The organism is Rhizobium sp. Root483D2, assembly GCF_001426685.1.
Classification (GTDB): domain Bacteria; phylum Pseudomonadota; class Alphaproteobacteria; order Rhizobiales; family Rhizobiaceae; genus Pararhizobium; species Pararhizobium qamdonense.
Window position 1 is genome coordinate 336,324 of record NZ_LMFB01000009.1, and the last position, 20,388, is coordinate 356,711.

The 20,388-nt window shown below is 59.8% G+C and carries 21 protein-coding genes; 18 read left to right on the forward strand and 3 right to left on the reverse strand.

What is annotated here, in order from left to right:
• Positions 1–84: 84 nt before the first annotated feature.
• Positions 85–1,119 carry an Ldh family oxidoreductase gene (locus ASD32_RS08145; protein WP_060637500.1) on the reverse strand — a complete coding sequence of 345 codons (1,035 nt, stop codon included), beginning with the start codon at positions 1,117–1,119 and terminating at the stop codon, positions 85–87.
• A 137-nt stretch (positions 1,120–1,256) separates the two neighbouring features.
• Between ASD32_RS08145 and ASD32_RS08150 the strand changes: the two genes are divergently transcribed.
• The 9 genes from ASD32_RS08150 (at position 1,257) to ASD32_RS08190 (ending at position 10,175) form a co-directional block, all read left to right on the forward strand.
• Positions 1,257–2,774, forward strand: a complete 1,518-nt coding sequence (locus ASD32_RS08150) for an aldehyde dehydrogenase (NADP(+)) (protein ID WP_060637501.1) — start codon at positions 1,257–1,259, stop codon at positions 2,772–2,774.
• Between the two features lie 171 nt (positions 2,775–2,945).
• Positions 2,946–3,752, forward strand: a complete 807-nt coding sequence (locus ASD32_RS08155) for a transporter substrate-binding domain-containing protein (protein ID WP_060637502.1) — start codon at positions 2,946–2,948, stop codon at positions 3,750–3,752.
• Positions 3,753–3,821: 69 nt separating this feature from the next.
• The gene (locus tag ASD32_RS08160) at positions 3,822–4,487 is read left to right on the forward strand and encodes an amino acid ABC transporter permease (RefSeq protein WP_060637503.1); all 666 of its coding nucleotides are present in this window, start codon (positions 3,822–3,824) and stop codon (positions 4,485–4,487) included.
• 12 nt (positions 4,488–4,499) lie between these two features.
• Positions 4,500–5,153 (forward strand): amino acid ABC transporter permease, encoded by a 654-nt coding sequence (locus tag ASD32_RS08165; protein ID WP_060637504.1) that lies wholly within the window; start codon positions 4,500–4,502, stop codon positions 5,151–5,153.
• The gene (locus ASD32_RS08170; protein ID WP_060637505.1) at positions 5,146–5,868 is read left to right on the forward strand and encodes an amino acid ABC transporter ATP-binding protein; all 723 of its coding nucleotides are present in this window, start codon (positions 5,146–5,148) and stop codon (positions 5,866–5,868) included. Before ASD32_RS08165 ends, ASD32_RS08170 begins: the two co-directional genes overlap by 8 nt.
• On the forward strand, positions 5,868–7,109 hold the full coding sequence (locus tag ASD32_RS08175; RefSeq protein WP_060637506.1) for an FAD-binding oxidoreductase: 1,242 nt from the start codon (positions 5,868–5,870) through the stop codon (positions 7,107–7,109). The genes ASD32_RS08170 and ASD32_RS08175 overlap by 1 nt, the downstream gene beginning before the upstream one ends.
• Before the next feature lie 15 nt (positions 7,110–7,124).
• Positions 7,125–8,126, forward strand: a complete 1,002-nt coding sequence (locus tag ASD32_RS08180) for a 4-hydroxyproline epimerase (RefSeq protein WP_060637507.1) — start codon at positions 7,125–7,127, stop codon at positions 8,124–8,126.
• A complete protein-coding gene (locus ASD32_RS08185) occupies positions 8,123–9,814 on the forward strand; it encodes an aconitase X (RefSeq protein ID WP_060637508.1) in 1,692 nt (563 codons plus the stop codon). The genes ASD32_RS08180 and ASD32_RS08185 overlap by 4 nt, the downstream gene beginning before the upstream one ends.
• A 94-nt stretch (positions 9,815–9,908) precedes the next feature.
• Positions 9,909–10,175, forward strand: a complete 267-nt coding sequence (locus ASD32_RS08190; protein WP_060637509.1) for a hypothetical protein — start codon at positions 9,909–9,911, stop codon at positions 10,173–10,175.
• A gap of 119 nt (positions 10,176–10,294) precedes the next feature.
• Here ASD32_RS08190 and ASD32_RS08195 read toward each other — a convergent pair whose 3' ends face one another.
• On the reverse strand, positions 10,295–10,696 hold the full coding sequence (locus ASD32_RS08195) for a hypothetical protein (protein ID WP_060637510.1): 402 nt from the start codon (positions 10,694–10,696) through the stop codon (positions 10,295–10,297).
• A gap of 461 nt (positions 10,697–11,157) precedes the next feature.
• Between ASD32_RS08195 and ASD32_RS08200 the strand changes: the two genes are divergently transcribed.
• From ASD32_RS08200 to ASD32_RS08210, 3 genes are all read left to right on the forward strand, one after another.
• Positions 11,158–12,507, forward strand: coding sequence for an MATE family efflux transporter (locus ASD32_RS08200; RefSeq protein WP_060637511.1), 1,350 nt, complete (start codon positions 11,158–11,160; stop codon positions 12,505–12,507).
• A 183-nt stretch (positions 12,508–12,690) separates the two neighbouring features.
• Positions 12,691–13,362 carry a hypothetical protein gene (locus ASD32_RS08205; protein ID WP_060637644.1) on the forward strand — a complete coding sequence of 224 codons (672 nt, stop codon included), beginning with the start codon at positions 12,691–12,693 and terminating at the stop codon, positions 13,360–13,362.
• 131 nt (positions 13,363–13,493) lie between these two features.
• The gene (locus ASD32_RS08210; RefSeq protein ID WP_060637512.1) at positions 13,494–14,024 is read left to right on the forward strand and encodes a hypothetical protein; all 531 of its coding nucleotides are present in this window, start codon (positions 13,494–13,496) and stop codon (positions 14,022–14,024) included.
• Between the two features lie 69 nt (positions 14,025–14,093).
• On the opposite strand, the gene ASD32_RS08215 is transcribed toward ASD32_RS08210, so the two are convergent.
• Positions 14,094–14,684, reverse strand: coding sequence for a 3'-5' exonuclease (locus ASD32_RS08215; RefSeq protein WP_060637513.1), 591 nt, complete (start codon positions 14,682–14,684; stop codon positions 14,094–14,096).
• Positions 14,685–14,925: 241 nt separating this feature from the next.
• Between ASD32_RS08215 and ASD32_RS08220 the strand changes: the two genes are divergently transcribed.
• From ASD32_RS08220 to ASD32_RS08245, 6 genes are all read left to right on the forward strand, one after another.
• Positions 14,926–15,525 carry a cupin domain-containing protein gene (locus ASD32_RS08220; protein ID WP_060637514.1) on the forward strand — a complete coding sequence of 200 codons (600 nt, stop codon included), beginning with the start codon at positions 14,926–14,928 and terminating at the stop codon, positions 15,523–15,525.
• A 129-nt stretch (positions 15,526–15,654) separates the two neighbouring features.
• Complete coding sequence (locus ASD32_RS08225) at positions 15,655–16,596, forward strand: substrate-binding domain-containing protein (protein WP_060637515.1); 942 nt, start codon at positions 15,655–15,657, stop codon at positions 16,594–16,596.
• A gap of 82 nt (positions 16,597–16,678) precedes the next feature.
• On the forward strand, positions 16,679–17,476 hold the full coding sequence (locus tag ASD32_RS08230) for an ATP-binding cassette domain-containing protein (RefSeq protein WP_060637516.1): 798 nt from the start codon (positions 16,679–16,681) through the stop codon (positions 17,474–17,476).
• On the forward strand, positions 17,473–18,498 hold the full coding sequence (locus ASD32_RS08235; RefSeq protein ID WP_060637517.1) for an ABC transporter permease: 1,026 nt from the start codon (positions 17,473–17,475) through the stop codon (positions 18,496–18,498). Before ASD32_RS08230 ends, ASD32_RS08235 begins: the two co-directional genes overlap by 4 nt.
• A 1-nt stretch (position 18,499) precedes the next feature.
• The gene (locus tag ASD32_RS08240) at positions 18,500–19,588 is read left to right on the forward strand and encodes a phosphotriesterase (protein WP_060637518.1); all 1,089 of its coding nucleotides are present in this window, start codon (positions 18,500–18,502) and stop codon (positions 19,586–19,588) included.
• 29 nt (positions 19,589–19,617) lie between these two features.
• Complete coding sequence (locus ASD32_RS08245) at positions 19,618–20,388, forward strand: glutamine amidotransferase (RefSeq protein WP_060637519.1); 771 nt, start codon at positions 19,618–19,620, stop codon at positions 20,386–20,388.

A 20,388-nucleotide genomic window follows, 5' to 3' on the forward strand; every position in this document is an offset into this window, starting at 1 on the left:
GAAGTGACAAAGGCCCTCCAATCGGAGGGCCTTTGCATATGTGGTGCCTTGCGATCGAAGGCGCTGGCCGGTGCCGCGACGGTGTTAGACCGCATCCAGTCCGAGTGCGTTCAGACGGTCGAGCTGTGCCACCTCCGAAGCCGTCAGGACAATACCGCCGGCCTGCGATTTTGCGCGGGCGGCATAGCGGCGTTGCGAGGGCAGGCGGGCGCCCTGGCCGACCATGGCCTCGAACAGGATTTCGGCGCGGGCAAAGGGGTTGCCTGGACGATCCGCGCCAAAACCTTCCGGGGAAAAGGCGATGATCAGCTCGCCATGAGCCGGCGCAAGCGCGGTGGACCCGAGCGCATCCAGCACTTCGGGGCTCGTCAGGTCGCCGATCATGATCCCGGCCAAAAGTTCGATCATCGTGGAGATGGCCGAGCCCTTGTGTTCGCCGAAGGGCAGCATCGCACCTGCAAGGGCTGCTTCCGGATCGGTGGTCGGCTGCCCGTCGGCGTCGATCGCCCAGCCTTCCGGCAGAGTTTTTCCGGCGCGTCTGTGCAGTTCGATCTCGCCGCGCGCTGCAACCGACGTTGCGAAGTCGAACACGTAGGGTGGTTTTCCGGTGCGGGGCCAGCCGAAGGCAAGCGGATTCGTGCCGAGCAGCGGTTTGGTTCCGCCGCTTGGTGCAACCGTGGCATAGCTGGGGCACATGACGATACCGGCAAGCCCAAGCTCCGTCAGCGCTTCTGCCTCCGGCCAGAGTGCGGAGAAATGCGTGCAGTCATTGATGGCAAGGGCGGCAATGCCGCTGGAGCGGGCGCGCTCGGCCAGGACAGGAAGCCCAAGTTCGAAGGCCGCATTGGCAAAGCCGCCCTTCGCATCAACCTTGACGACGGCGGATCGCTGTTGCGGCAGAAGTTCGGGCTTGGCGGCAGGATTGACCTTGCCGGCCTTGACGGTGCGCAAGGCACCCTCGATGCGATAGATGCCGTGGGATTTGCAGGCGTCGCGCTCGGCAGCAACGATGACGCGGGTGACGGCTGCGGCCTGAAGCGCGCTCAATCCGGCCTTGGTGAAGATGGCTTTTACGCGTTCCTCCAGATCAGCGATCGTCAGGGTTAGAGTGTCGCTCATGTGTATTCCTCCTTTTTAGCAGCCATAACATCCAAACGGGTTGATATATTGCATACAAAAAGTATACAAATTTTCCAAACATAATCCGGCGCAGCATATGCGCCCTTTGCGCCTGTTTGAAACAAAAGGATCTGCCCATGCCCTTCATCCCCAGCGGAAAACACCTTGTCGCCGGCGAATGGCTGGATGGTGACGGCACCTTCGCCTCGTCGCCAGCCAAAGGCCCGGTTCATCAATTCGCCGTCGGAACCGCACAGCTGGTCGATCGCGCTTGCGAAGCTGCCGAGAATGCGTTCTGGAGTTTTGGCGAAACCGATCGCAGCACGCGTGCCGCGTTCCTGCGCGCCATCGCCGACGAGATCGACATACGCGCTGACGCGATCACCGAAATCGGCAGCCAGGAGACCGGCCTGCCGGAAGCCCGCCTGATCGGCGAACGCGGCCGCACGACCGGCCAGCTCCGGCTGTTTGCCAGCCATATCGAAAATGGCGATTATCTCGACCGCCGCTTCGACGCGGCTTTGCCGGATCGCCAGCCGGCGCCGCGCCCAGAAATCCGCCTGATGCAGCGGCCCGTCGGCCCGGTCGCGGTGTTTGGCGCCTCGAATTTCCCACTGGCTTTCTCGACGGCAGGTGGCGACACGGCGGCTGCGCTGGCGGCCGGTTGCCCGGTCGTGGTCAAGGGACATTCTGCCCATCCCGGCACCGGCGAAATCATCGCGCAGGCCATCGAAGCAGCCATTCGCAGCACCGGCGTTCATCCGGGTGTCTTCTCTCTGATCCAGGGCGGCAACCGGGATGTCGGTCATGCGCTGGTACAGCATCCGCGGATCAAGGCAGTCGGCTTTACAGGGTCGCAGGCCGGCGGCCGGGCGCTGTTTGATCTTTGCGCTGCGCGCCCCGAGCCGATTCCTTTCTTCGGCGAACTCGGCTCGGTCAATCCGATGTTCCTATTGCCGGCCGCACTTGCCGAGCGAGCCGAGACGCTAGGCCAGGGCTGGGCCGGTTCGCTCGCCATGGGTGCCGGGCAGTTCTGCACCAATCCCGGCGTTGCCGTCGTGATTGACGGTGCCGATGCCGACCGCTTTGCGGCATCGGCCGTCGAAGCTTTGGGCAAGGTTGCGCCGCAGACCATGCTGACGGACGGCATCGCCAAGGCCTACCAGGATGGAGAGGCACGCTTTGCGTCGCGCAACACCGTCAAGCCGCTGCTGAACATACAATCGACCGGCCGCGCCGCATCCCCCAATCTGTTCGAAACGACGGGCGAACGGTTCCTTTCCGATCATGCCTTGAGCGAAGAGGTCTTTGGCCCGCTCGGTCTTCTGGTGCGGGTGAATTCGCAGACGGAAATGGAAGATATCGCCCGGTCGATCGAAGGGCAGTTGACGGTGACCTTGCACATGGACGAGGCCGATATCGAAATCGCAAAGCGCCTGCGCCCGCTCTTGGAGCGCAAGGCAGGCCGCATTCTGGTCAATGGCTTTCCGACAGGGGTCGAGGTCGTCGATTCCATGGTGCATGGCGGTCCTTATCCGGCCTCCACCAATTTTGGGGCAACCAGCGTCGGCACCATGTCGATCCGCCGTTTCCTGCGTCCGGTCTCCTATCAGAACTTGCCCGACGCCTTGCTGCCGAAGGACCTGCTTTCCTAATCATGCCGTGAGGCAGGCGTTGCGTTGACGATTGTTGCGCGGATATCAGCAAATACGAATATTTGTGTACTTTTTGTATACTCTTTGTATTTTGTGATTGATTTGCGCGATGGGAATCGAAATAGTGCGCCTGCCGCAGATCGGCACATCAATCTAGGGAGAGAGATTAAGATGAAACTTTCAGTCTTCGCGTTCAGCCTCCTGGCCGCAACCGCTCTGACCAGTCAGGCACATGCCGACAAGCTGGACGACATTATTGGCTCGGGCACATTGCGTTGCGCCGTTGTGCTGGACTTCCCGCCGATGGGATCGCGGGACGAAAGCAATAATGCGATCGGCTTCGACGTCGATTATTGCAACGATCTGGCCAAGGCCCTCGGCGTCACCGCCGAAATCGTAGAGACCCCATTCCCCGAGCGTATTCCTGCCTTGATGTCGGGCCGCGTCGATGTTGGTGTTGCATCCACCTCCGATACGCTGGAGCGTGCCAAGACCGTTGGCATGACCATCCCTTACTTCGCCTTTGAAATGGCCGTGACCGCCAACGAGAAATCGGGCATCAAGTCTTTTGAAGACATGAAGGGCAAGGTCGTCGGTGCGACAGCCGGCACTTACGAAGCCATTGCACTGGAAGAACAGGTCAAGGCCTGGGGCACTGGCGAATTCCGTCCGTACCAGACGCAGGCCGACGTGTTCCTGGCGCTGAGCCAGGGCCAGCTCGATGCTACAGTGTCCACCTCGACCGTGGCGCAGGCCAACGTCAAGACCGGCAAGTTCCCTGGCATTGCTGTCGTCGGCAAGGCGCCGTTCGATATCGACTATGTGTCGCTGTTCACCAACCGCGAGGAATATGGCCTGATCAATTTCCTCAACCTCTTCATCAACCAGCAGGTTCGCACCGGCCGCTATGCGGAGCTGTATGAGAAGTGGGTAGGCGGCGAGGTTCCGAACCTCGCGGTCAACGGCGTCTACCGCTAATCACAATCGTTTCGCTCGCGGCGCGGATAATCTCCGCGCCGCTGTCCTTCTTCAGGAGATGAAACGCCGATGTTGAACTACACATTTCACTGGAACCAGGCGCTGAAAGCCCTGCCGCAGATGCTGGATGGCGCTTTGGTCACCCTGCAGATCGCGCTTCTATCGATGGTTCTCGGGGTGGCATTTGCTCTGACGCTTACCGCATTTCGCCTGTCAAGCAGCCGCATCCTGCGGGGATTCGCCACGACCTGGGTTGAAATCGCGCGCAATACGCCCGCCCTGTTCCAGATCTACATGGCGCATTTCGGGCTTGGCAATTTCGGCATTCATCTCAGCCCCTATATGGCTCTCCTGATCGGAATTGCGTTCAACAATGCCGGTTATCTGGCGGAAAATTTCCGTGGTGCGCTCAAGGCCATTCCCGATACGCAGGCCCGCGCCGGCCGTTCGCTGGGCATGACACCGTTTCAGGCGTTCCGGCTGATCGTCCTGCCGCAAATGTTGCGCGTCGCCTTCCTGCCGGCCACCAATCAGATGGTCTGGGCGATCCTGATGACGTCGCTTGGCGTGACCGTCGGCATGAACACCGACCTTGCCGGGATTACGCAGGAGCTCAACGCGCGGTCGTTCCGCACCTTCGAATTCTTCGCGCTTGCCGCAGTGATCTACTACATCATTGCAAAACTCGTGACGCTCGCTGCCCGGCTGCTTGCCGCTCGCATGTTCAAATATTGAGAGAGGTGAGAGATGTTTGATACTGCACTCACCTGGAATGACCTGGCGTTTCTCGCGCAGGGCGCAGCCATGACGCTGGCGGTTACGGCTGTGTCTGTGACGGCCGGCACCCTGCTTGGCATTATCTTCGGTGTCCTTCGCGTTCAACTCGGTGCCATCTGGTCGGCGCCGCTGACCTTCGTGCTCGACGTGTTCCGCTCCGTGCCGCTGTTGATCCAGCTGGTTCTCGGCAACGCGCTGCAATCGATCGCCAAGCTGGGCTGGGCGCCGTTCACCACATCCTGCGTGGTGCTGTCGCTCTATACCGCAGCCTATTGTTCGGAAATCATCCGTGGCGGCATCGGAGCGGTGCCGGCGACGACACGTCGGGCTGCCCGCTCGCTCGGCATGACATGGTGGCAGGACATGCGCTATATTGTGGCACCTCTGGCCACGCGCGTTTCGCTGCCGGCCTGGATCGGCCTTACACTAGGCGTCATGAAGGATTCAGCGCTCGTGCTTTGGCTCGGCCTTATTGAGCTGTTGCGCGCCTCGCAAATTCTCGTGACGCGCCTGCAGGAGCCGCTGTTCATTCTCATGATCTGCGGCGTCATCTACTTCGTCATCAGCTTCCCCATCGCCCGGCTTGGCGGGTATCTCGAAAGACGGTGGTCCCCCAATGATTGAAATTAAAGACGTTCGCAAATCCTTCAGCACGCTGGAGGTTTTGAAGGGGATCAACCTCACCGTCAACAAAGGCGAGGTGGTCACCATCATCGGCGGTTCCGGATCGGGAAAATCGACACTGTTGACCTGTATCAACGGGCTTGAGCCGATCAACGCGGGTCAGATCACCATCGACGGCACCGATGTCCACGGCAAGCAGACCGATCTCAACAAGCTGCGCCGCAAGGTCGGCATCGTCTTCCAGCAATGGAATGCATTTCCGCATCTGACAGTTCTGGAAAACGTTATGCTCGCGCCACGAAAGGTGCTGGGCCTTGCCAAGGAAAAGGCCGAGGAGATCGCCGTCAGGCAGCTGACCCATGTCGGCTTGGCCGAAAAGCTGTCGGTCTATCCCAACCGCATGTCGGGCGGGCAGCAGCAGCGCATGGCAATCGCGCGGGCGCTGGCCATGTCGCCGGAATATATGCTGTTTGATGAAGTCACCTCGGCGCTTGACCCGATGCTGGTTGGAGAGGTGCTCGATACGCTGAAAATGCTCGCGGAAGAGGGCATGACGATGATCTGCGTTACCCATGAAATGGCGTTTGCCCGTGACGTGTCCGACCGGGTGGCCTTCTTCCATCATGGTGTCATGGCCGAAATCGGCACGCCGGACCAGCTGTTCGGGGCGCCGCAGCATCCCGATACCCAGGCGTTCTTGGCGAGCGTCCGCTAATGGCGCATCCCGACGTCATTGTCATCGGTGCCGGCGTCGTCGGGCTCTCGGCGGCGATTGCCGCCCAGGCGCGCGGAATGACGGTTCTGGTCTTGGACCGTGAAGGCCCGGCCGCCGGCGCATCGGCCGGCAATGCAGGGGCCTTTGCCTTCACCGATATTCTGCCGCTTGCCTCGCCCGGTATTTTGAAAAAAGCGCCGAAATGGCTGCTGGATCCGCTCGGGCCACTTTCGGTCCCACCGGCCTACGCGTTCAAGATCGCCCCCTGGATGTTCCGCTTCTGGCGGGCCTGCTCGCCCCAGCAGGTGGAAAAATCCACGACCGTGCAAACCGCGTTGATGGACCTTTCGAAGGCCGAGCTTGAACCCTTCCTGCAGCGCACGGGCACGTTTCCGATGCTGCGCAAGGACGGCAATCTGCAGGTCTATGAAAGCCAGGCAGAGCTGAATGCCTCTTTGCCCGGATGGAAGGTCCGCGAAGCGCATGGCATCGAATTCCAGCATATGGACGCGTCCGCCATGGCTGGCATCCAGCCGGGGATCGATGCGCGCTTCACCCATGGAACCTTCACACCGGGCTGGTACTCGATCGCCGATCCGAAACTCTACACGCTGGCGCTGGCGGATTATTTCCGAAGCCAGGGCGGCGTTTTGGAGCGCACCAATGTCACGGCGCTGCGGCCGGTCGAGGGCGGGGTCGAGGTTCTGAGCGAAGGTGGCGGCATCCGCCGCGGATTGCAGGCCGTGCTATCTGCCGGCGCATTTTCCCACCGCATCGCGCGCAGCCTTGGCGAGCGCATTCCGCTGGAAACCGAGCGTGGCTACAACACGACACTGCCGGCTGACGCGTTCGACCTGCGCACGCAGGTTACTTTTGACGGCCACGGTTTTGTCGTCACACGGCTTTCGACGGGCATTCGCGTTGGCGGCGCCGTCGAACTCGGCGGGCTGGAATTGCCACCGAATTTCCGCCGCGCGGAAGCCATGCTGAAAAAGGCCAGGGATTTCCTGCCCGGACTGAAGACGCAGGGCGGCACGCAGTGGTTCGGGTTTCGCCCCTCGCTGCCCGACAGCCTGCCAGCCATCGGCCGCGCCAAGGCGACACCACGGGTCATCTATGCTTTCGGCCACGGCCATCTCGGCCTGACGCAGTCGGCTGGTACTGCCCGGTTGGTTGCCGATCTGTTGACTGGTAAAACACCGCCCATCGACATTGCTTCTCTTTCGCCTCAACGCTTCTGACAAAGGTCCTTCCCCATGGCCACCTACACCTTCTCCTGCCTTGACGGGCATACCTGCGGAAACCCGGTCCGCCTCGTTTCCGGCGGCGGGCCGCGCCTCGAAGGCGCCAATATGCTGGAGAAGCGCGCCCATTTCCTGCGGGAATTCGACTGGATCCGCACCGGCCTGATGTTTGAGCCGCGCGGGCATGACATGATGTCTGGCTCCATCCTCTATCCGCCGACGCGGCCGGACTGTGACGTTGCGGTTCTCTTCATCGAGACATCAGGCTGCCTGCCGATGTGCGGTCATGGCACCATCGGCACCATCACGATGGCGATCGAGAACGGCCTGATCATGCCGCGCGAACCCGGTAAGCTGTCGATCGACGCGCCGGCCGGTAAGGTGGATATCACCTATCGCCAGGAAGGCCGCTTCGTCGAGGAGGTTCGCCTGACCAACGTGCCCGGTTTTCTCTTTGCCGAAGGCCTGACGGCCGAGGTCGAAGGGTTGGGCGAGATCGCCGTTGATGTTGCCTATGGTGGCAATTTCTACGCGATCGTCGAGCCGCAGAAAAACTTCCGCGACATGGCCGATCATACGGCAGGTGAACTCATCGGCTGGAGCCCCAAGCTGCGGGCCGCGCTGAACGCAAAATACGAATTCGTACATCCGGAACATCCCGAGATCCGGGGTTTGAGCCACATCCAGTGGACGGGCAAGCCGACCGATGCCACTGCCCATGCCCGTAACGCCGTCTTCTACGGCGACAAGGCGATCGACCGCTCGCCCTGCGGCACCGGCACGTCGGCGCGCATGGCGCAGCTCGCCGCCAAGGGCAAGCTTGCTGTCGGCGACGAATTCATCCACGAGTCGATCATCGGTTCGCTGTTCAAGGGCCGCGTCGAGGCAGCCACCACGGTTGCCGGTTGCGATGCCATTATCCCGTCGATCGCTGGTTGGGCCCGGATGACCGGGATCAACACCATCTTCATCGATGACCGCGATCCGTTTGCCCACGGTTTCGTCGTCAAATGAGCGATATGCCGCACGCCTACAGCATCCTTGGCGGCCATGCCGAGGGACCGATCATCGCTTCGGCCGAGCCTTTGAGTTTCTGGGGCGGGGTTTCACCGGAGACCGGGTGCATCATCGACGTGCACCATCCCCTGCACGGGGTCTGTCTGACCGGCGGCATCCTGATGATGCCGTCGAGCCGGGGGTCCTGCACGGGATCGGGCGTGCTTCTCGATCTGATCCTGACCGGCCGCGCGCCGGCAGCACTTGTGTTCAGCGAAGCCGAAGACGTGCTGACGCTTGGTGCTCTCATTGCAGCCGAAATGTTCGGCAAGCCGCTTCCCGTTCTGCGCCTGGCTCCGGAAAGTTTCGCCGCCTTGTCGCGCGCCAAAACCGCGCGGATCACCGCGACCTCGATCGAGGCCGGTGGTGTGACGCTTCCCATCATGCCGCCACGGCTCGCGACGCTCGATCTCAACAGCACTGATCGGGCGATGCTTGACGGCGAGCAGGGGGAGGCCATCCAGCAGGCGATGCGGATCATCTGCGCCATGGCGGCGCAGCAGGGCGCAAACCGTCTGGTGGATGTGACGCAGGGACATATCGACGGCTGTATCTATGCCAGCCCCGCCAATCTGGTTTTTGCCGAAAGAATGGCCGATATGGGCGCCAAGGTTTGCGTGCCCACCACCATGAATGCAATCTCGGTCGATCACGCCAACTGGCGGACACAAGGCGTGCCGAGCGCATTTGGCGATCCGGCCGCGAAGCTCGCCGATGCCTATGTCCGCATGGGCTGCCGGCCGACCTTCACCTGTTCTCCCTATCTTCTGGCCAGCGCGCCGCAGGCGGGTGAAGCGATTGCCTGGGCGGAATCCAATGCGGTGATTTTTGCCAATACGGTGCTCGGCGCCCGCACGCCAAAACATCCCGATTTTCTCGACTTGTGTATTGCACTCACCGGACGCGCGCCGCTATCGGGGGTCTATCTGACGGAAAACCGCAGGGCACAGTCGATCATCAATGTCGATTTGCCCGATAATGTCGATGACGCCTTCTGGCCGCTGATCGGCTATCTCGCTGGTCACGCCGCACCGGACCGTATCCCGCTCTTGCGCGGTCTTGCTTCCGCCAGTCCCACGGCAGATGATCTCAAGGCGCTCTGCGCCGCTTTCGGAACCACGTCGGCAGCGCCGATGCTGCACATCGAGGGCGTAACGCCTGAAGCCGAAGGTGCAGCAATCGAGGGCGCTGAACGAAAGACCATCACCCGTGCGGACATGGCCGGCGCCTGGAAGCGGTTGAACGCAGGACCGGAGCAGGTGGAACTCGTCGCCATCGGCAGTCCCCATGCCTCGCTGACCGAATGCCGGGCGCTTGCCGCCGCACTTGCCGGGCGTCATCGCCACGCGGACGTCGCGGTCATCGTCACTGCGGGGCACCAGGTCATCGCCGGCGCGCGTGCTGACGGCACGCTCGAAGCGCTCGAAAAAAGTGGCGTGCGCATCGTGCCGGATCTCTGCTGGTGCTCGATCAGCGAACCGGTATTCCCGACCGGCACCCGCACGCTCATCACCAATTCCGGCAAATACGCCCATTACGGCCCCGGCCTCAGCAACCGCGCCGTCCGCTTCGGCAATCTTGCCGATTGCGTGGAGGCCGCTGTATCCGGCCGCGTCCCTGTCCGGCTGCCGGGCTGGCTTGCTTAGTCAAAGGGTCGGCATTGCTGGGGAAGATAAGCGGGCATCAGCGTTGGATGCACTGCACGAATGGAGTATCGTGCGCCGTGGAAAGGACACTGCTATGGCAATACTCACTGTAACGGCGCGCGGTCAGGTGACGTTGAGCGAAGCTGTCCTCCGCCATCTCGGTGTTAAACCTGGTGGCGAAATGGAACTGAAATTGCTTCCGGATGGCAGAGCGCAATTGACCGCTGTACAGGACAATGGTTCGTTTCGCGAACTCCATGGTTTCCTCGCGGGGAAGACGAATGGCAGGGTTCTCAGTATCGAGGAGATCAGTGACGCTATTGCTGAAGCTGGCGCAGTAGCCGGGGCCAATGAGGCATGAAGGTAATTGCGTAGGGTGGGATCGGCTGTTCCAACAGCTGGCGCGAATTTAGAGGAAGTACGGAAGTCGCCCCATGTTCAAACGTGCCGGCGACAGAGTTCGGTCGCTTTCCTAAAAGCTCACTCCGCAGCAGCCAGAAACAACGTGCCCTGCGAGGACGATGCCAATGCCCGCACCTTGGCGTCCGCCTTGGCGATCAATTGGTAGAATTCGTCCTGCGCTTCGACATCGAGCTGGATGACGGCATTGACGTCGTCGGCGGTATCGCAAACGCAGGCAACCGCTGAAATGGGACAGACACCGCCAGGATATCGTTTTCCATTGCCGCTATAGGCGCGGCGTCCCCAACGCTCTGAATAGACGGTTTCCTCGCGGTCAATGTGCAAGATCGACCCTTTGCAAGCGGTCACGATACCGGCCTTGCCATAGGCAAACCAGTGATAGTTCAGCCTGCGCAGAATATATTTTCCAGTGATATCTTCACCGGAAAGCTCAGCCGGGTCTTCTATCATTCTAATCATGGTCGCTTCCTTAACTGGAAGCAATATCCGTTATGTGATCGCGCGCAGCAAGTTGAAAAATGCTGATTTCGGAAGCACTTAGTCACAAAGTGTTTCCGTTTCTTACAGTGGCGTCAGAATAAGCGACCGTTCATTGCACGTAAAATAGCGCGGAAATTGCGGGTATGCGGGTTCAGGCATGTACAAATTTGGTACACAGTGTGACCTTGGCCCGGCTGGCAATGTCTTGAAGCAATTCCCAGCGAGGCCATCATCGCCTGCCCATTCCAAATCCTCGTAAGCCGGCGTGAACGGGCGTCTCGCAAGCCGAGCGTTCGGCCCGTTACGATCCGGCGATGCAAAAATTTGAGCATCTGCTAGTGAAGAGACCGCACGAAATATGGTGCAGATTCGCTCTGGCTTCATTCATTACAGGATGATTACAGACGCGCGATTGTTCACACCGAGGTTGGTAAGAGGCTATGGCCCCGCTTGAAACGAAACGGCATATCGGCCGCATCATCGCCGAATTGCCGTCACTGATAAAACTGTCCATTCCGCTGGTCTTGGGACTGTCGGCAAGTTCACTGATCGGCGTGACCGATACGATCATGCTGGCGCCGCTTGGCACCGATGTTCTGGCGATCGTATCGCTGGTCATGGCGGTTCACATGCTGCTGACAGCGATGCTCTACGGGGTAATATCGGTGGTCGGTGTCTCGATGGCCAGTGGCTTCGGGGCGAGGGATGCCCGCATGGTCAGTTCCGCAGTCCGGCATGGCATGATGACGGCGCTGATATGTGGTGTACTGGCTGCAACGATCATGCTGTCGCTGATGCCGATCGTGCGGTTGATGGGATTGGACGCGGCGCAGGCGCGGCTCTACTGGGTGCCAATGGCGTTGTTCATGCTGCCTTTTTCGGTCTTCTTGGTGCTCAAGTCGCTTCTTGACGCGACGGACAGTCCTTGGCTTGCGGTCGGGTTCGCCTTCTTTGGCGTCGCGATCAACGTGCCGCTGAACTATCTGCTGATTTACGGGCTCGGGCCCATCCCGGCTCTCGGCATTCTCGGCTCCGGCATTGCCAGTGTTCTGGCCGAGACGATCGCTCTTGCCGCCGCGTTTTTCTATTGGCGCAGGGCAATAGCGATGCGCCGTTTCCGGCTGCGGGCGGTGGTCACGCGCAACGGTGTCTGGCAGCAGTTTTTGCAAGGGCTGCCTTTGGGGATCAGCTATCTCGCCGAGGCGGGGGCGGTGGCAATGGCGACGTTCATACTCGGCTGGTTTGGCGCAGGCGCACTTGCGGCAAACCAGATCGTCAACTCGATCGGCGCAACGCTGTATATGCTGCCTTTGGGAATGGCGACTGCCGTTGCTATCCGCATCGCGCAGGCCGATGGCTCGGGGCAGCCGGAAAGGCTCCGCCCGATCGGCATGGCAACCTTCGGCTTTGTCGCGCTGTGGATGCTGGCGACCATGGTTGCGCTGATTTTTGCCGGCCGCTCGATAGCAGAATTGCTGAGCAAGGACGCACCGGTGGTCGCTCTGGCGTCCAGCATGTTTGTCGTGGTCGCCCTGATGCAGGTGGCGGATGGATTGCAATCGACGGGGCTTGGTGCCCTGCGTGGACTGAACGACACCAAATGGCCGTCGGTCGTGTCGATCATCTCCTACTGGCTGCTGGCGCTGCCTCTCGGCTATTTCCTGGCCTTTCATACATCGGTCGGACCGCTCGGCGTGTGGATCGGTTTTGCGGCGGGTCTTTCAATGAGCGCCATCGTTTTGCCACTTCGATTTTTCCGGCTGGTCCGGATGCGGGAAGGCAACGTATAGCCCGATGGCAGCATCCGGATTTTGCTGAGAGGCAACGGCGGGCGTCAATTGCCAACGGCACTAAACATCGATAGCACTGTGGATACGAACCGCGATCGCGGTCACCGTTATCTGCAGGACTTATCGCGATTGCAGACGTATTTTCCTAAAAATATCACTGCGGAAATTTCGAGGCTACATTTGGTGAAAAAGATTCAACGCAGTTTCGTGATTGAGTACAAATCCGGTCGGAAGAAAACCGATCCAAAATCGAACTCGATCTGGGGCAATATGGATCTCAAGTCTGTCGCGCGGGATGTGGAGGACGAGGCTTTGCCGTTCCCGCGACCGGACGTAAAAGACCAAGCATCCGCAAGCGAAGTCTCCTTGCCCAATGTAAATTGGAAAGAGCCGTTGTTGACACAATCAAACACACATCCGACAACTGCAACGGCTACACAGGAGGCAACCATGGCCGATGAAACCAATTCGACAATAAGCAATGACGCACCGACCTCTGTCGTCGCGTCAATCGATGCGCCGAAGAAGCAGCGCAAACCGCGCGCCAAAAAGGCCGCTCCAGAGGCAGCTGCGGTCGAAACTGCTGCGGAACCAGACGCTGCCGCCAAGCGCGGCAAGCAGGTAAGGGGACGCAAACCCAAGTCGAGCGAGGCGGCAGTCACTGGCAAGAGTGCGCCTGTGAAACGCGCTGCGAAGGCTGCGCGTGTTCCGGCCGCTGCAGCGCCGGTTGCTGCTATTGATGATATCGCCGATCTTCTGCAGCTGGAGGAAGAAAACCAGCGTCTGCGCAAATTGCTGACGGAGAAACTCCGGTCGGAAAATGCGGACCTGCGGAAGCGGCTCAACCTTGGTTGAGACGAAGCGCGGTTGATCGGCGGCCGCAGGGTTTTGTACCCGATATGACATCCACTTTGGCGGCGGTCTTTTCTGCCGCCAGAGCTCAAGCTCGCACCCCATATGCGAGGTAGAACGCGAGGTCTAACAACATGGCGTCACCTTGGAATTTTCTTGCTCGACTGACGCGCAGGCGCCGGGATAGGGACGAGAAGCAGGAGAGTGCGACCGGCGATGTAACGCCGGAAGAGGCGAAAAGCGCTGAGCCCATTTCGGATGAAGCGGGCAACACGCCAGAACCTCTGGAGAGGCCGGCGGAAGCCAAGCCGCAACCTGCCGAAACGGTCGAAACCGCCATCATCACGCCTGAATCCGCCGAAGCGGGAAACAATGTGCACGCTAAAGCCGGCCGGAAACGCGCTGTGCCCGCAGGTCCAACTGGCGACGCGCCGGTAGTCCCGGCTTCCACTAAAAAGCCGGGGGGAAAGCAAAAACGGAACAAGGCATTCGCCGCCGTCAAGACCGTCGAAGCCGTTCCGCAGCATTCGGAAAGCGTACCCAGTTTTTCCGATGAGGTGCAAAGTATCGAGGCTGAGATCGGGCTGCTTCGCCATCAGTTGGCGCGCAAGCTTCAGCAGCAAAATGCACAATTACGGACAATGCTCGCGCGGTTCGAGCGCTGAGAGCGTTCAAACGACGGCCCCCCCGCGATCGCTCGAGATCGATATCGTAAGCGGTACTCTACTTTGGCTTTAAGTCTTGCGGCAGGTGCAGGCATCATAGCCGCCCGAAAACAGACGCCCAGCCCTCATGCCGATCATCAGCGGGATATCGCGGACATGCGATAGACGCAAAGACCGGGCAATGGCGATCGACGCTTCCGCGCAAATAGCTGCATCCTCTGCTGCATTGTGGTGCACGAAGCTTAGACCGAGATGGCTGGCAAGAATATTCAGCTTATGTGACCCGAGATGGGGCCAGACTTTCTGGGCCATCTTGACCGAGCAAAGATAGGAGAGTTCCGGGTAACCCTGCCGGTAAAGATCACTGCAGGCGCGCCAGACGCTGAAATCGAAAGCGGCATTGTGAGCGATCATGGTTGCACCACGAAAATCGTCGGCGAACTCGTCCATCACTTCGGGAAACTCACCGGCGTCCTCGACATGCTCCGGCCGGATGCCGTGAATGGCAATGTTGAAGGATGAAAAGCGCATGCCCTTCGGACGGATCAGCCGCTCCTCGATGCGCACGACACGTCCATCCTCGATCCAGGCCAGGCCGACGGAGCAGGCACTGCCGCGCTGCTCATTGGCGGTTTCGAAATCGATGGCAATGGTCTTCAAGGCGACGTTCCGTTTGGTTTTTGTGGAGCTTCTACCGGTGCCCGCCTGTTTTGGCAAACGCCCCATAACCGCTATCGTCATTCCTGTCTCACAAAAACGGCGGGCGACATCGTCTTGGCGGCGGTCATTCAAGAGACTTGATTGCTGTGAAAGAGAGGTGGTATTCGTGGATTTCTGAAAAGGAAATCCTCGCTTCCTAATCACAACAGTGAAAGCACAATCGCATGGAAAAAGGCGTGATATGACGATAGCGAACCATATCGATGATGCCCAGACTACCAATCCACTTCGTTTGGGAATCCGTCTGCGGCTTGCGCGTCAGACCAGGGGTATGACGCTGAAGGCCCTTTCAGACGCGGCCAATTGCTCCGAAAGCCTGTTGTCAAAGATCGAGAACGGCAAGGCGTCGCCGTCGTTGCCGATGCTGCACCGCCTGGTGGGCGCGCTCGATACCAATATAGGCTGGATGTTTGAGGAATCCGACGGGGAGGAGGGGATCATCTTTCGTGCAGGAACGCGGCCGCTGATTGCACTTGATCCTTTGCGGCGCGGAGAGGGGATTTCGCTGGAGCGGATCATTCCCTACTCGGCGGGACATCTGCTTCAGTGCAATATCCACCATATCGAGGAAAAGGGCGAAAGCGCCGGCCCGATCCAGCATGCCGGAGAAGAGGTCGGCTATCTCCTTGCCGGTGAAATCGAGCTGATTGTCGATGGCAAGAGCTTCATGCTGGCGACCGGCGATGCCTTTGTCTTCAACTCCGAATTGCCGCACCATTATCGCAATACGGGTCGTGAGCGGGCCAGCATTTTCTGGGTCAATACGCCAGCCACGTTCTGACCATTCCCCGCTCCCTGGAAAGTCAATTCAAGTGACTTGACAAAAATTCAAGTCTCTTGAATTATACCTCAGCGCTCAAGCGCGAGATGAGCCCGGCTACGGGCCTTTCCGAAAACAAGGGGAACCCGAATGCGCCTTTCCACATTTTTGATCCGCAGCACCGCAGCCGCCGCCATGACATTGGCTTTCGGTGCCGCTTCCGCCAGTGCAGATACATTTGCGCTTGTGACCATCAACCAGCAGGCCTTGTTCTTCAACCAGATCAATGACGGTGCCCAGAAGGCTGCGGATGCCGCCGGTGCCAAGCTGGTGATCTTCAACGCCAACAATGTGCCGGCCGCACAGAACGACGCGATCGAAAACTATATCACCCAGAAGGTCGATGGCATCATTCTCGTGGCCATCGATGTCAACGGCGTGAAGCCCGCCATCACGGCGGCAAAAACCGCCGGCATCCCGGTTATCGCCATCGACGCGCAGATCCCGGATGGTGACAACATCTCCTTCATCGGCGTTGACAATGCCAAGGCTGGCGAAGACATCGGCAAGTTCTTTTCCGACTATGTGAAGTCCGATATGTCCGGCACGGCCAAGACCGGCATTGTCGGCGCGCTCAATTCCTTCATCCAGAACCAGCGTCTTGATGGCTTCAAGAAGGCTGTCACCGATGGCGGCCAGGCCGTCACCTTCCTTGATACCGTCGATGGCCAGAACCAGCAGGATATCGCGCTGGGCGCAGCCGAAAACCTGATGACCGCCAATCCCGACATGACCACGATCTACGCCACCGGCGAACCGCAGCTGATCGGCGCCGTCTCCGCCGTCGAAAGCCAGGGCCGCCAGAAGGACGTCAAGATTTTCGGTTGGGACCTGACGGCGCAGGCCGCCAAGGGCATCGAAGAAGGCTGGGTCACCGCGGTCGTTCAGCAGGATCCGGCCGGCGAAGGCAAGGCTGCCGTCGAAGCGCTGGTCAAGCTGAAGAAGGGCGAGACCATCGAGCCGATCATCAATGTCCCCGTCACGATCGTGACCAAGGACAACGTTGCCCAGTTCAAGGACATGTTCAAGTAAGGGTTTTTCCCGCATCATCGCGGCATGGCCGGTTTTTGAGAAAACCAGCCATGCCCGTTCAGGCACTCGGGGAGAACCCATCATGACCGACGGCATACCCTACCGCGTCCGCATGACCGGTATTTCAAAACGTTACAATCCCATTCAGACGCTGGACAATGTCTCGCTGACCCTCAAGCCCGGCGAAGTGCTGGGGCTGGTCGGAGATAATGGCGCCGGCAAATCGACGCTGAGCAAAGTACTTTCCGGCGCCGTCATCCCAGATAGCGGCACCATCGAAATCGACGGCAAGCCGGTTTCCTTTTCGTCGCCCGCCGACGCACGCGCCGCTCATGTGGAAATGGTCTATCAGGACCTTTCGCTCTGCGACACCGTGGATGTTGCGGGCAATCTCTTCCTTGGCCGTGAACCGCGCCGCCGCATTCTCGGCGTGCCATTCCTCGACAATAAGACGATGCACGGCCTGACCCGCGACATGCTCGATCGTCTGGGTATCGTCATTGCCGATACGCGGCTCAAGGTCGAAAATCTCTCCGGCGGCCAGCGTCAGTCGATTGCCATCGGCCGGGCCGCTTCATTCGAGCCAAAAGTGCTCATCATGGACGAACCGACGGCAGCTCTTGCTGTGGCCGAGGTCGAAGCCGTGCTGGAACTGATCCGCACGGTCAGCGCGCGTGGCGTCAGCGTCATCTTGATCACCCATCGCCTGCAGGACCTTTTCCTCGTCTGCGATCGCATCCAGGTCATGTACGAAGGGCGCAATGTCGCCGAGCGGATGATCGGTGAGACCAGTATCGAGGAAGTGGTCAATCTGATCGTCGGACGCAAATTTTCGGCCCGTTCCGCCCGGCACGGCAATGACACCGGAGTTTCAGCATGACAATGCCTTCTTCGCAAACCGGGCATGCCGGTTCCCATGTCTCGCCCTCGCGCTTGCGCAAGGCCACGCTCTGGGACAAGCTTCTGGCAAACGGCAGCGTCGTCTCGATCGCCCTGTTCTTTCTCGTCGTCTGCGTCGTCTTTTCCGTCATCACCGATGCGTTCCTGACAGCGCCCAACCTGCTTAACATCATCCGCCAGTCGGCGCCGTTGTTGATCGTTGCCGCAGCCATGACCTTCGTCATCACCACCGGCGGTATCGATCTGTCGGTCGGCTCGGTGCTGGCGCTGGTTGCAACCTTATCGGCGACGGCATTGCAGGCGGGGATCGCATGGCCACTGGTCATTCTGTTGATGGTGTTGCTCGGTGTCGTCATCGGCGCCATCCACGGCTTCTTCATCGCCTATGAACGCATTCCCGCCTTCATCGTCACCTTGGCTGGGCTTTCAGTCATCCGTGGCCTGGCGCTTTTGATCACCGGCGGCTATTCGATCCCGGTCGATCCGGCGAGTTTCTTCACCGTCATTGGCAGATCCTGGTTCCTGGGTGTCCCGGTACCGGCGCTGATTGCCCTTGTCGTCTTGCTGATCGCCTATATCGTTTTCAATGAAACGCCGTTCGGACGTTACGTCACCGGCATCGGCGCCAATTCCGAAGCCGTGCGCCGGGCCGGCATCGATACGCGCTTTACGACGATGTTCGTCTATATTCTCTCCAGTGCTGCGGCAGCACTCGCCGGCATTATCGTCACAGCCCGCCTTGGTTCCGGTTCATCCAATGCGGGCCAGGGTTTCGAACTTGAAGTTATCGCCGCCGTGGTTCTCGGAGGCACAAGCCTGTTCGGCGGACGCGGCACGATCCTTGGCACCGTTCTCGGCGCGCTCACCGTCGCCGTCATCGCCAATGGTTTGATCCTGGCTCATATGTCCCCTTTCCTCACGCCGATTGTCACTGGCACGATCATCCTGATTGCCGTCTGGCTCAACTTCCGCCTCTTCCGGGGCGCGGTCCGGGGTAAGTGAGATGGACCATTTGTTCGATAAAGCGCCGAAAGAGCGCGTGGAGATCGGTGTCAAAACGGGAGCGGTGATGACCGTTCTGGGGCCAGTGCCGGTCACTGAGATGGGGATCACGCTGATGCACGAGCACATTCTGCTCGACGGCGCCAAATCCTGGCGTTGCCCCTGCCATCCGGAAGCGCAAGCGATCGGCGAGCAGAAGGTCAGCATGGAGATCATCGGCGAATTGCGGATGAACCCCTATATGAACCGCGACAACGTCTCGCTCGATGACAGCGATCTGGCACTCTCGGAGTTGAAACGGTTTCAGGCGCTCGGTGGTCACACGGTGGTCGATACCACCAATATCGGCATCGGCCGGGAGCCGGCGAAACTCGCCCGCATCGCAAAGATGTCCGGCCTCAAGATCGTCATGGGGACCGGCTTCTATCTCGAATTCAGCCATCCCGATTGGCTGAAAAATATGGATGTCGATGAGGTCACCGAATTCATCGTCAATGATGTCGGCGGCGGTACGGCGCAGCCGGACGTGATGGCTGGCATTATCGGCGAAATCGGCGTCAGCAAGGATTTCACACCGGAGGAACGCAAGTCGCTGCGGGCCGCCGCCCGCGCCTCGAAAATCACGGGAGTGCCGCTGTCCATTCATCTACCGGGGTGGGAACGGCTGGCGCATGAGGTTCTCGATATTGTCGAGGCGGAAGGCGCCGATTTGCGCCACACCGTCCTCTGCCACATGAACCCCAGCCATGACGATCTGCCTTACCAGAAGGCTTTGGCCGAGCGCGGCGCGTTTCTGGAATATGACATGATCGGCATGGACTTCTACTATGCCGATCAGGATGCCCAATCGCCATCCGACGAACAGAACGCGCGCGCGATCCGCTCGCTGATCGACATGGGTCATAGTGATCGCGTTCTCCTGTCGCAGGACGTGTTCCTGAAAATCATGCTCACCCGTTACGGCGGCTTCGGCTATGGCTTCATCCTGAAACATTTCCTGCCGCGCCTGAAGCGTCATGGGGTCGATCAGGCAGCCATTGACCTCATGCTGATCGACAATCCGAAATCCGTTTTCTCCAGCGTGTTCTGAACGCTGGCAATAAAGTCCAAGGAGTTTTTATGTCCAAGTCCAAAGTCCTTCTCGCAGGCGAATCCTGGGTTTCCACAGCGACCCACATCAAGGGTTTCGACCAGTTCCCGACCGTCACTTATCACACCGGTGCCGACGAACTTCTGGCCGCGCTGAAGGACAGCCCCTTCGATGTCCAGTTCATGCCGGCCCATGAGGCGCAACGCGATTTTCCGCAGACCCTGGAAGCGCTGTCTGCCTATGACGCAATCATCCTGTCGGATATCGGCGCCAACACGCTGTTGCTGCATCCAGACACCTGGATCCACTCCAAGACCACGCCAAACCGTCTTCGCCTGCTGCGCGACTATGTCCGTAATGGCGGCGCCCTGCTGATGTTCGGCGGCTATTACAGCTTCCAGGGTATCAATGGCGGCGCCCGTTACCACAGGACGCCGGTCGAGGATGTTCTGCCGGTTTCCTGCCTGTCCGTCGATGACCGCGTCGAGGTTCCGGAAGGGTTTTCGCCTGTGGTGACCGGAACGGAAAGCCACCCGATCCTCAAGGGTCTCGGCACGGACTGGCCGGTTCTGCTGGGATATAACGAAGTGACGGTGAAGGACGGAGCCGAGGTGCTGGCGACCGTTTCGACCGATTACGGTTCGCAGCCTCTTTTGGTCACCGGCGCCTATGGCAAGGGCCGCACCGTCGCCTGGACCTCCGATGTCGGTCCGCATTGGCTGCCGTCGAGCTTCATCGCCTGGCCGGGTTACAAGACCCTATTCGAGCAGATGCTGGCCTGGGCAACGGCGAAAGCCTGA

Coding starts and splice junctions, on each gene's coding strand:
- ASD32_RS08160 (WP_060637503.1), top strand. CDS start 3,822: ATGTTGAACTACACATTTCACTGGAACCAGGCGCTGAAAGCCCTGCCG.
- ASD32_RS08200 (WP_060637511.1), top strand. CDS start 11,158: ATGGCCCCGCTTGAAACGAAACGGCATATCGGCCGCATCATCGCCGAA.
- ASD32_RS08240 (WP_060637518.1), top strand. CDS start 18,500: ATGGACCATTTGTTCGATAAAGCGCCGAAAGAGCGCGTGGAGATCGGT.
- ASD32_RS08145 (WP_060637500.1), bottom strand. CDS start 1,119: ATGAGCGACACTCTAACCCTGACGATCGCTGATCTGGAGGAACGCGTA.
- ASD32_RS08175 (WP_060637506.1), top strand. CDS start 5,868: ATGGCGCATCCCGACGTCATTGTCATCGGTGCCGGCGTCGTCGGGCTC.
- ASD32_RS08235 (WP_060637517.1), top strand. CDS start 17,473: ATGACAATGCCTTCTTCGCAAACCGGGCATGCCGGTTCCCATGTCTCG.
- ASD32_RS08225 (WP_060637515.1), top strand. CDS start 15,655: ATGCGCCTTTCCACATTTTTGATCCGCAGCACCGCAGCCGCCGCCATG.
- ASD32_RS08180 (WP_060637507.1), top strand. CDS start 7,125: ATGGCCACCTACACCTTCTCCTGCCTTGACGGGCATACCTGCGGAAAC.
- ASD32_RS08150 (WP_060637501.1), top strand. CDS start 1,257: ATGCCCTTCATCCCCAGCGGAAAACACCTTGTCGCCGGCGAATGGCTG.
- ASD32_RS08170 (WP_060637505.1), top strand. CDS start 5,146: ATGATTGAAATTAAAGACGTTCGCAAATCCTTCAGCACGCTGGAGGTT.
- ASD32_RS08155 (WP_060637502.1), top strand. CDS start 2,946: ATGAAACTTTCAGTCTTCGCGTTCAGCCTCCTGGCCGCAACCGCTCTG.
- ASD32_RS08210 (WP_060637512.1), top strand. CDS start 13,494: ATGGCGTCACCTTGGAATTTTCTTGCTCGACTGACGCGCAGGCGCCGG.
- ASD32_RS08245 (WP_060637519.1), top strand. CDS start 19,618: ATGTCCAAGTCCAAAGTCCTTCTCGCAGGCGAATCCTGGGTTTCCACA.
- ASD32_RS08190 (WP_060637509.1), top strand. CDS start 9,909: ATGGCAATACTCACTGTAACGGCGCGCGGTCAGGTGACGTTGAGCGAA.
- ASD32_RS08220 (WP_060637514.1), top strand. CDS start 14,926: ATGACGATAGCGAACCATATCGATGATGCCCAGACTACCAATCCACTT.
- ASD32_RS08195 (WP_060637510.1), bottom strand. CDS start 10,696: ATGATTAGAATGATAGAAGACCCGGCTGAGCTTTCCGGTGAAGATATC.
- ASD32_RS08230 (WP_060637516.1), top strand. CDS start 16,679: ATGACCGACGGCATACCCTACCGCGTCCGCATGACCGGTATTTCAAAA.
- ASD32_RS08165 (WP_060637504.1), top strand. CDS start 4,500: ATGTTTGATACTGCACTCACCTGGAATGACCTGGCGTTTCTCGCGCAG.
- ASD32_RS08185 (WP_060637508.1), top strand. CDS start 8,123: ATGAGCGATATGCCGCACGCCTACAGCATCCTTGGCGGCCATGCCGAG.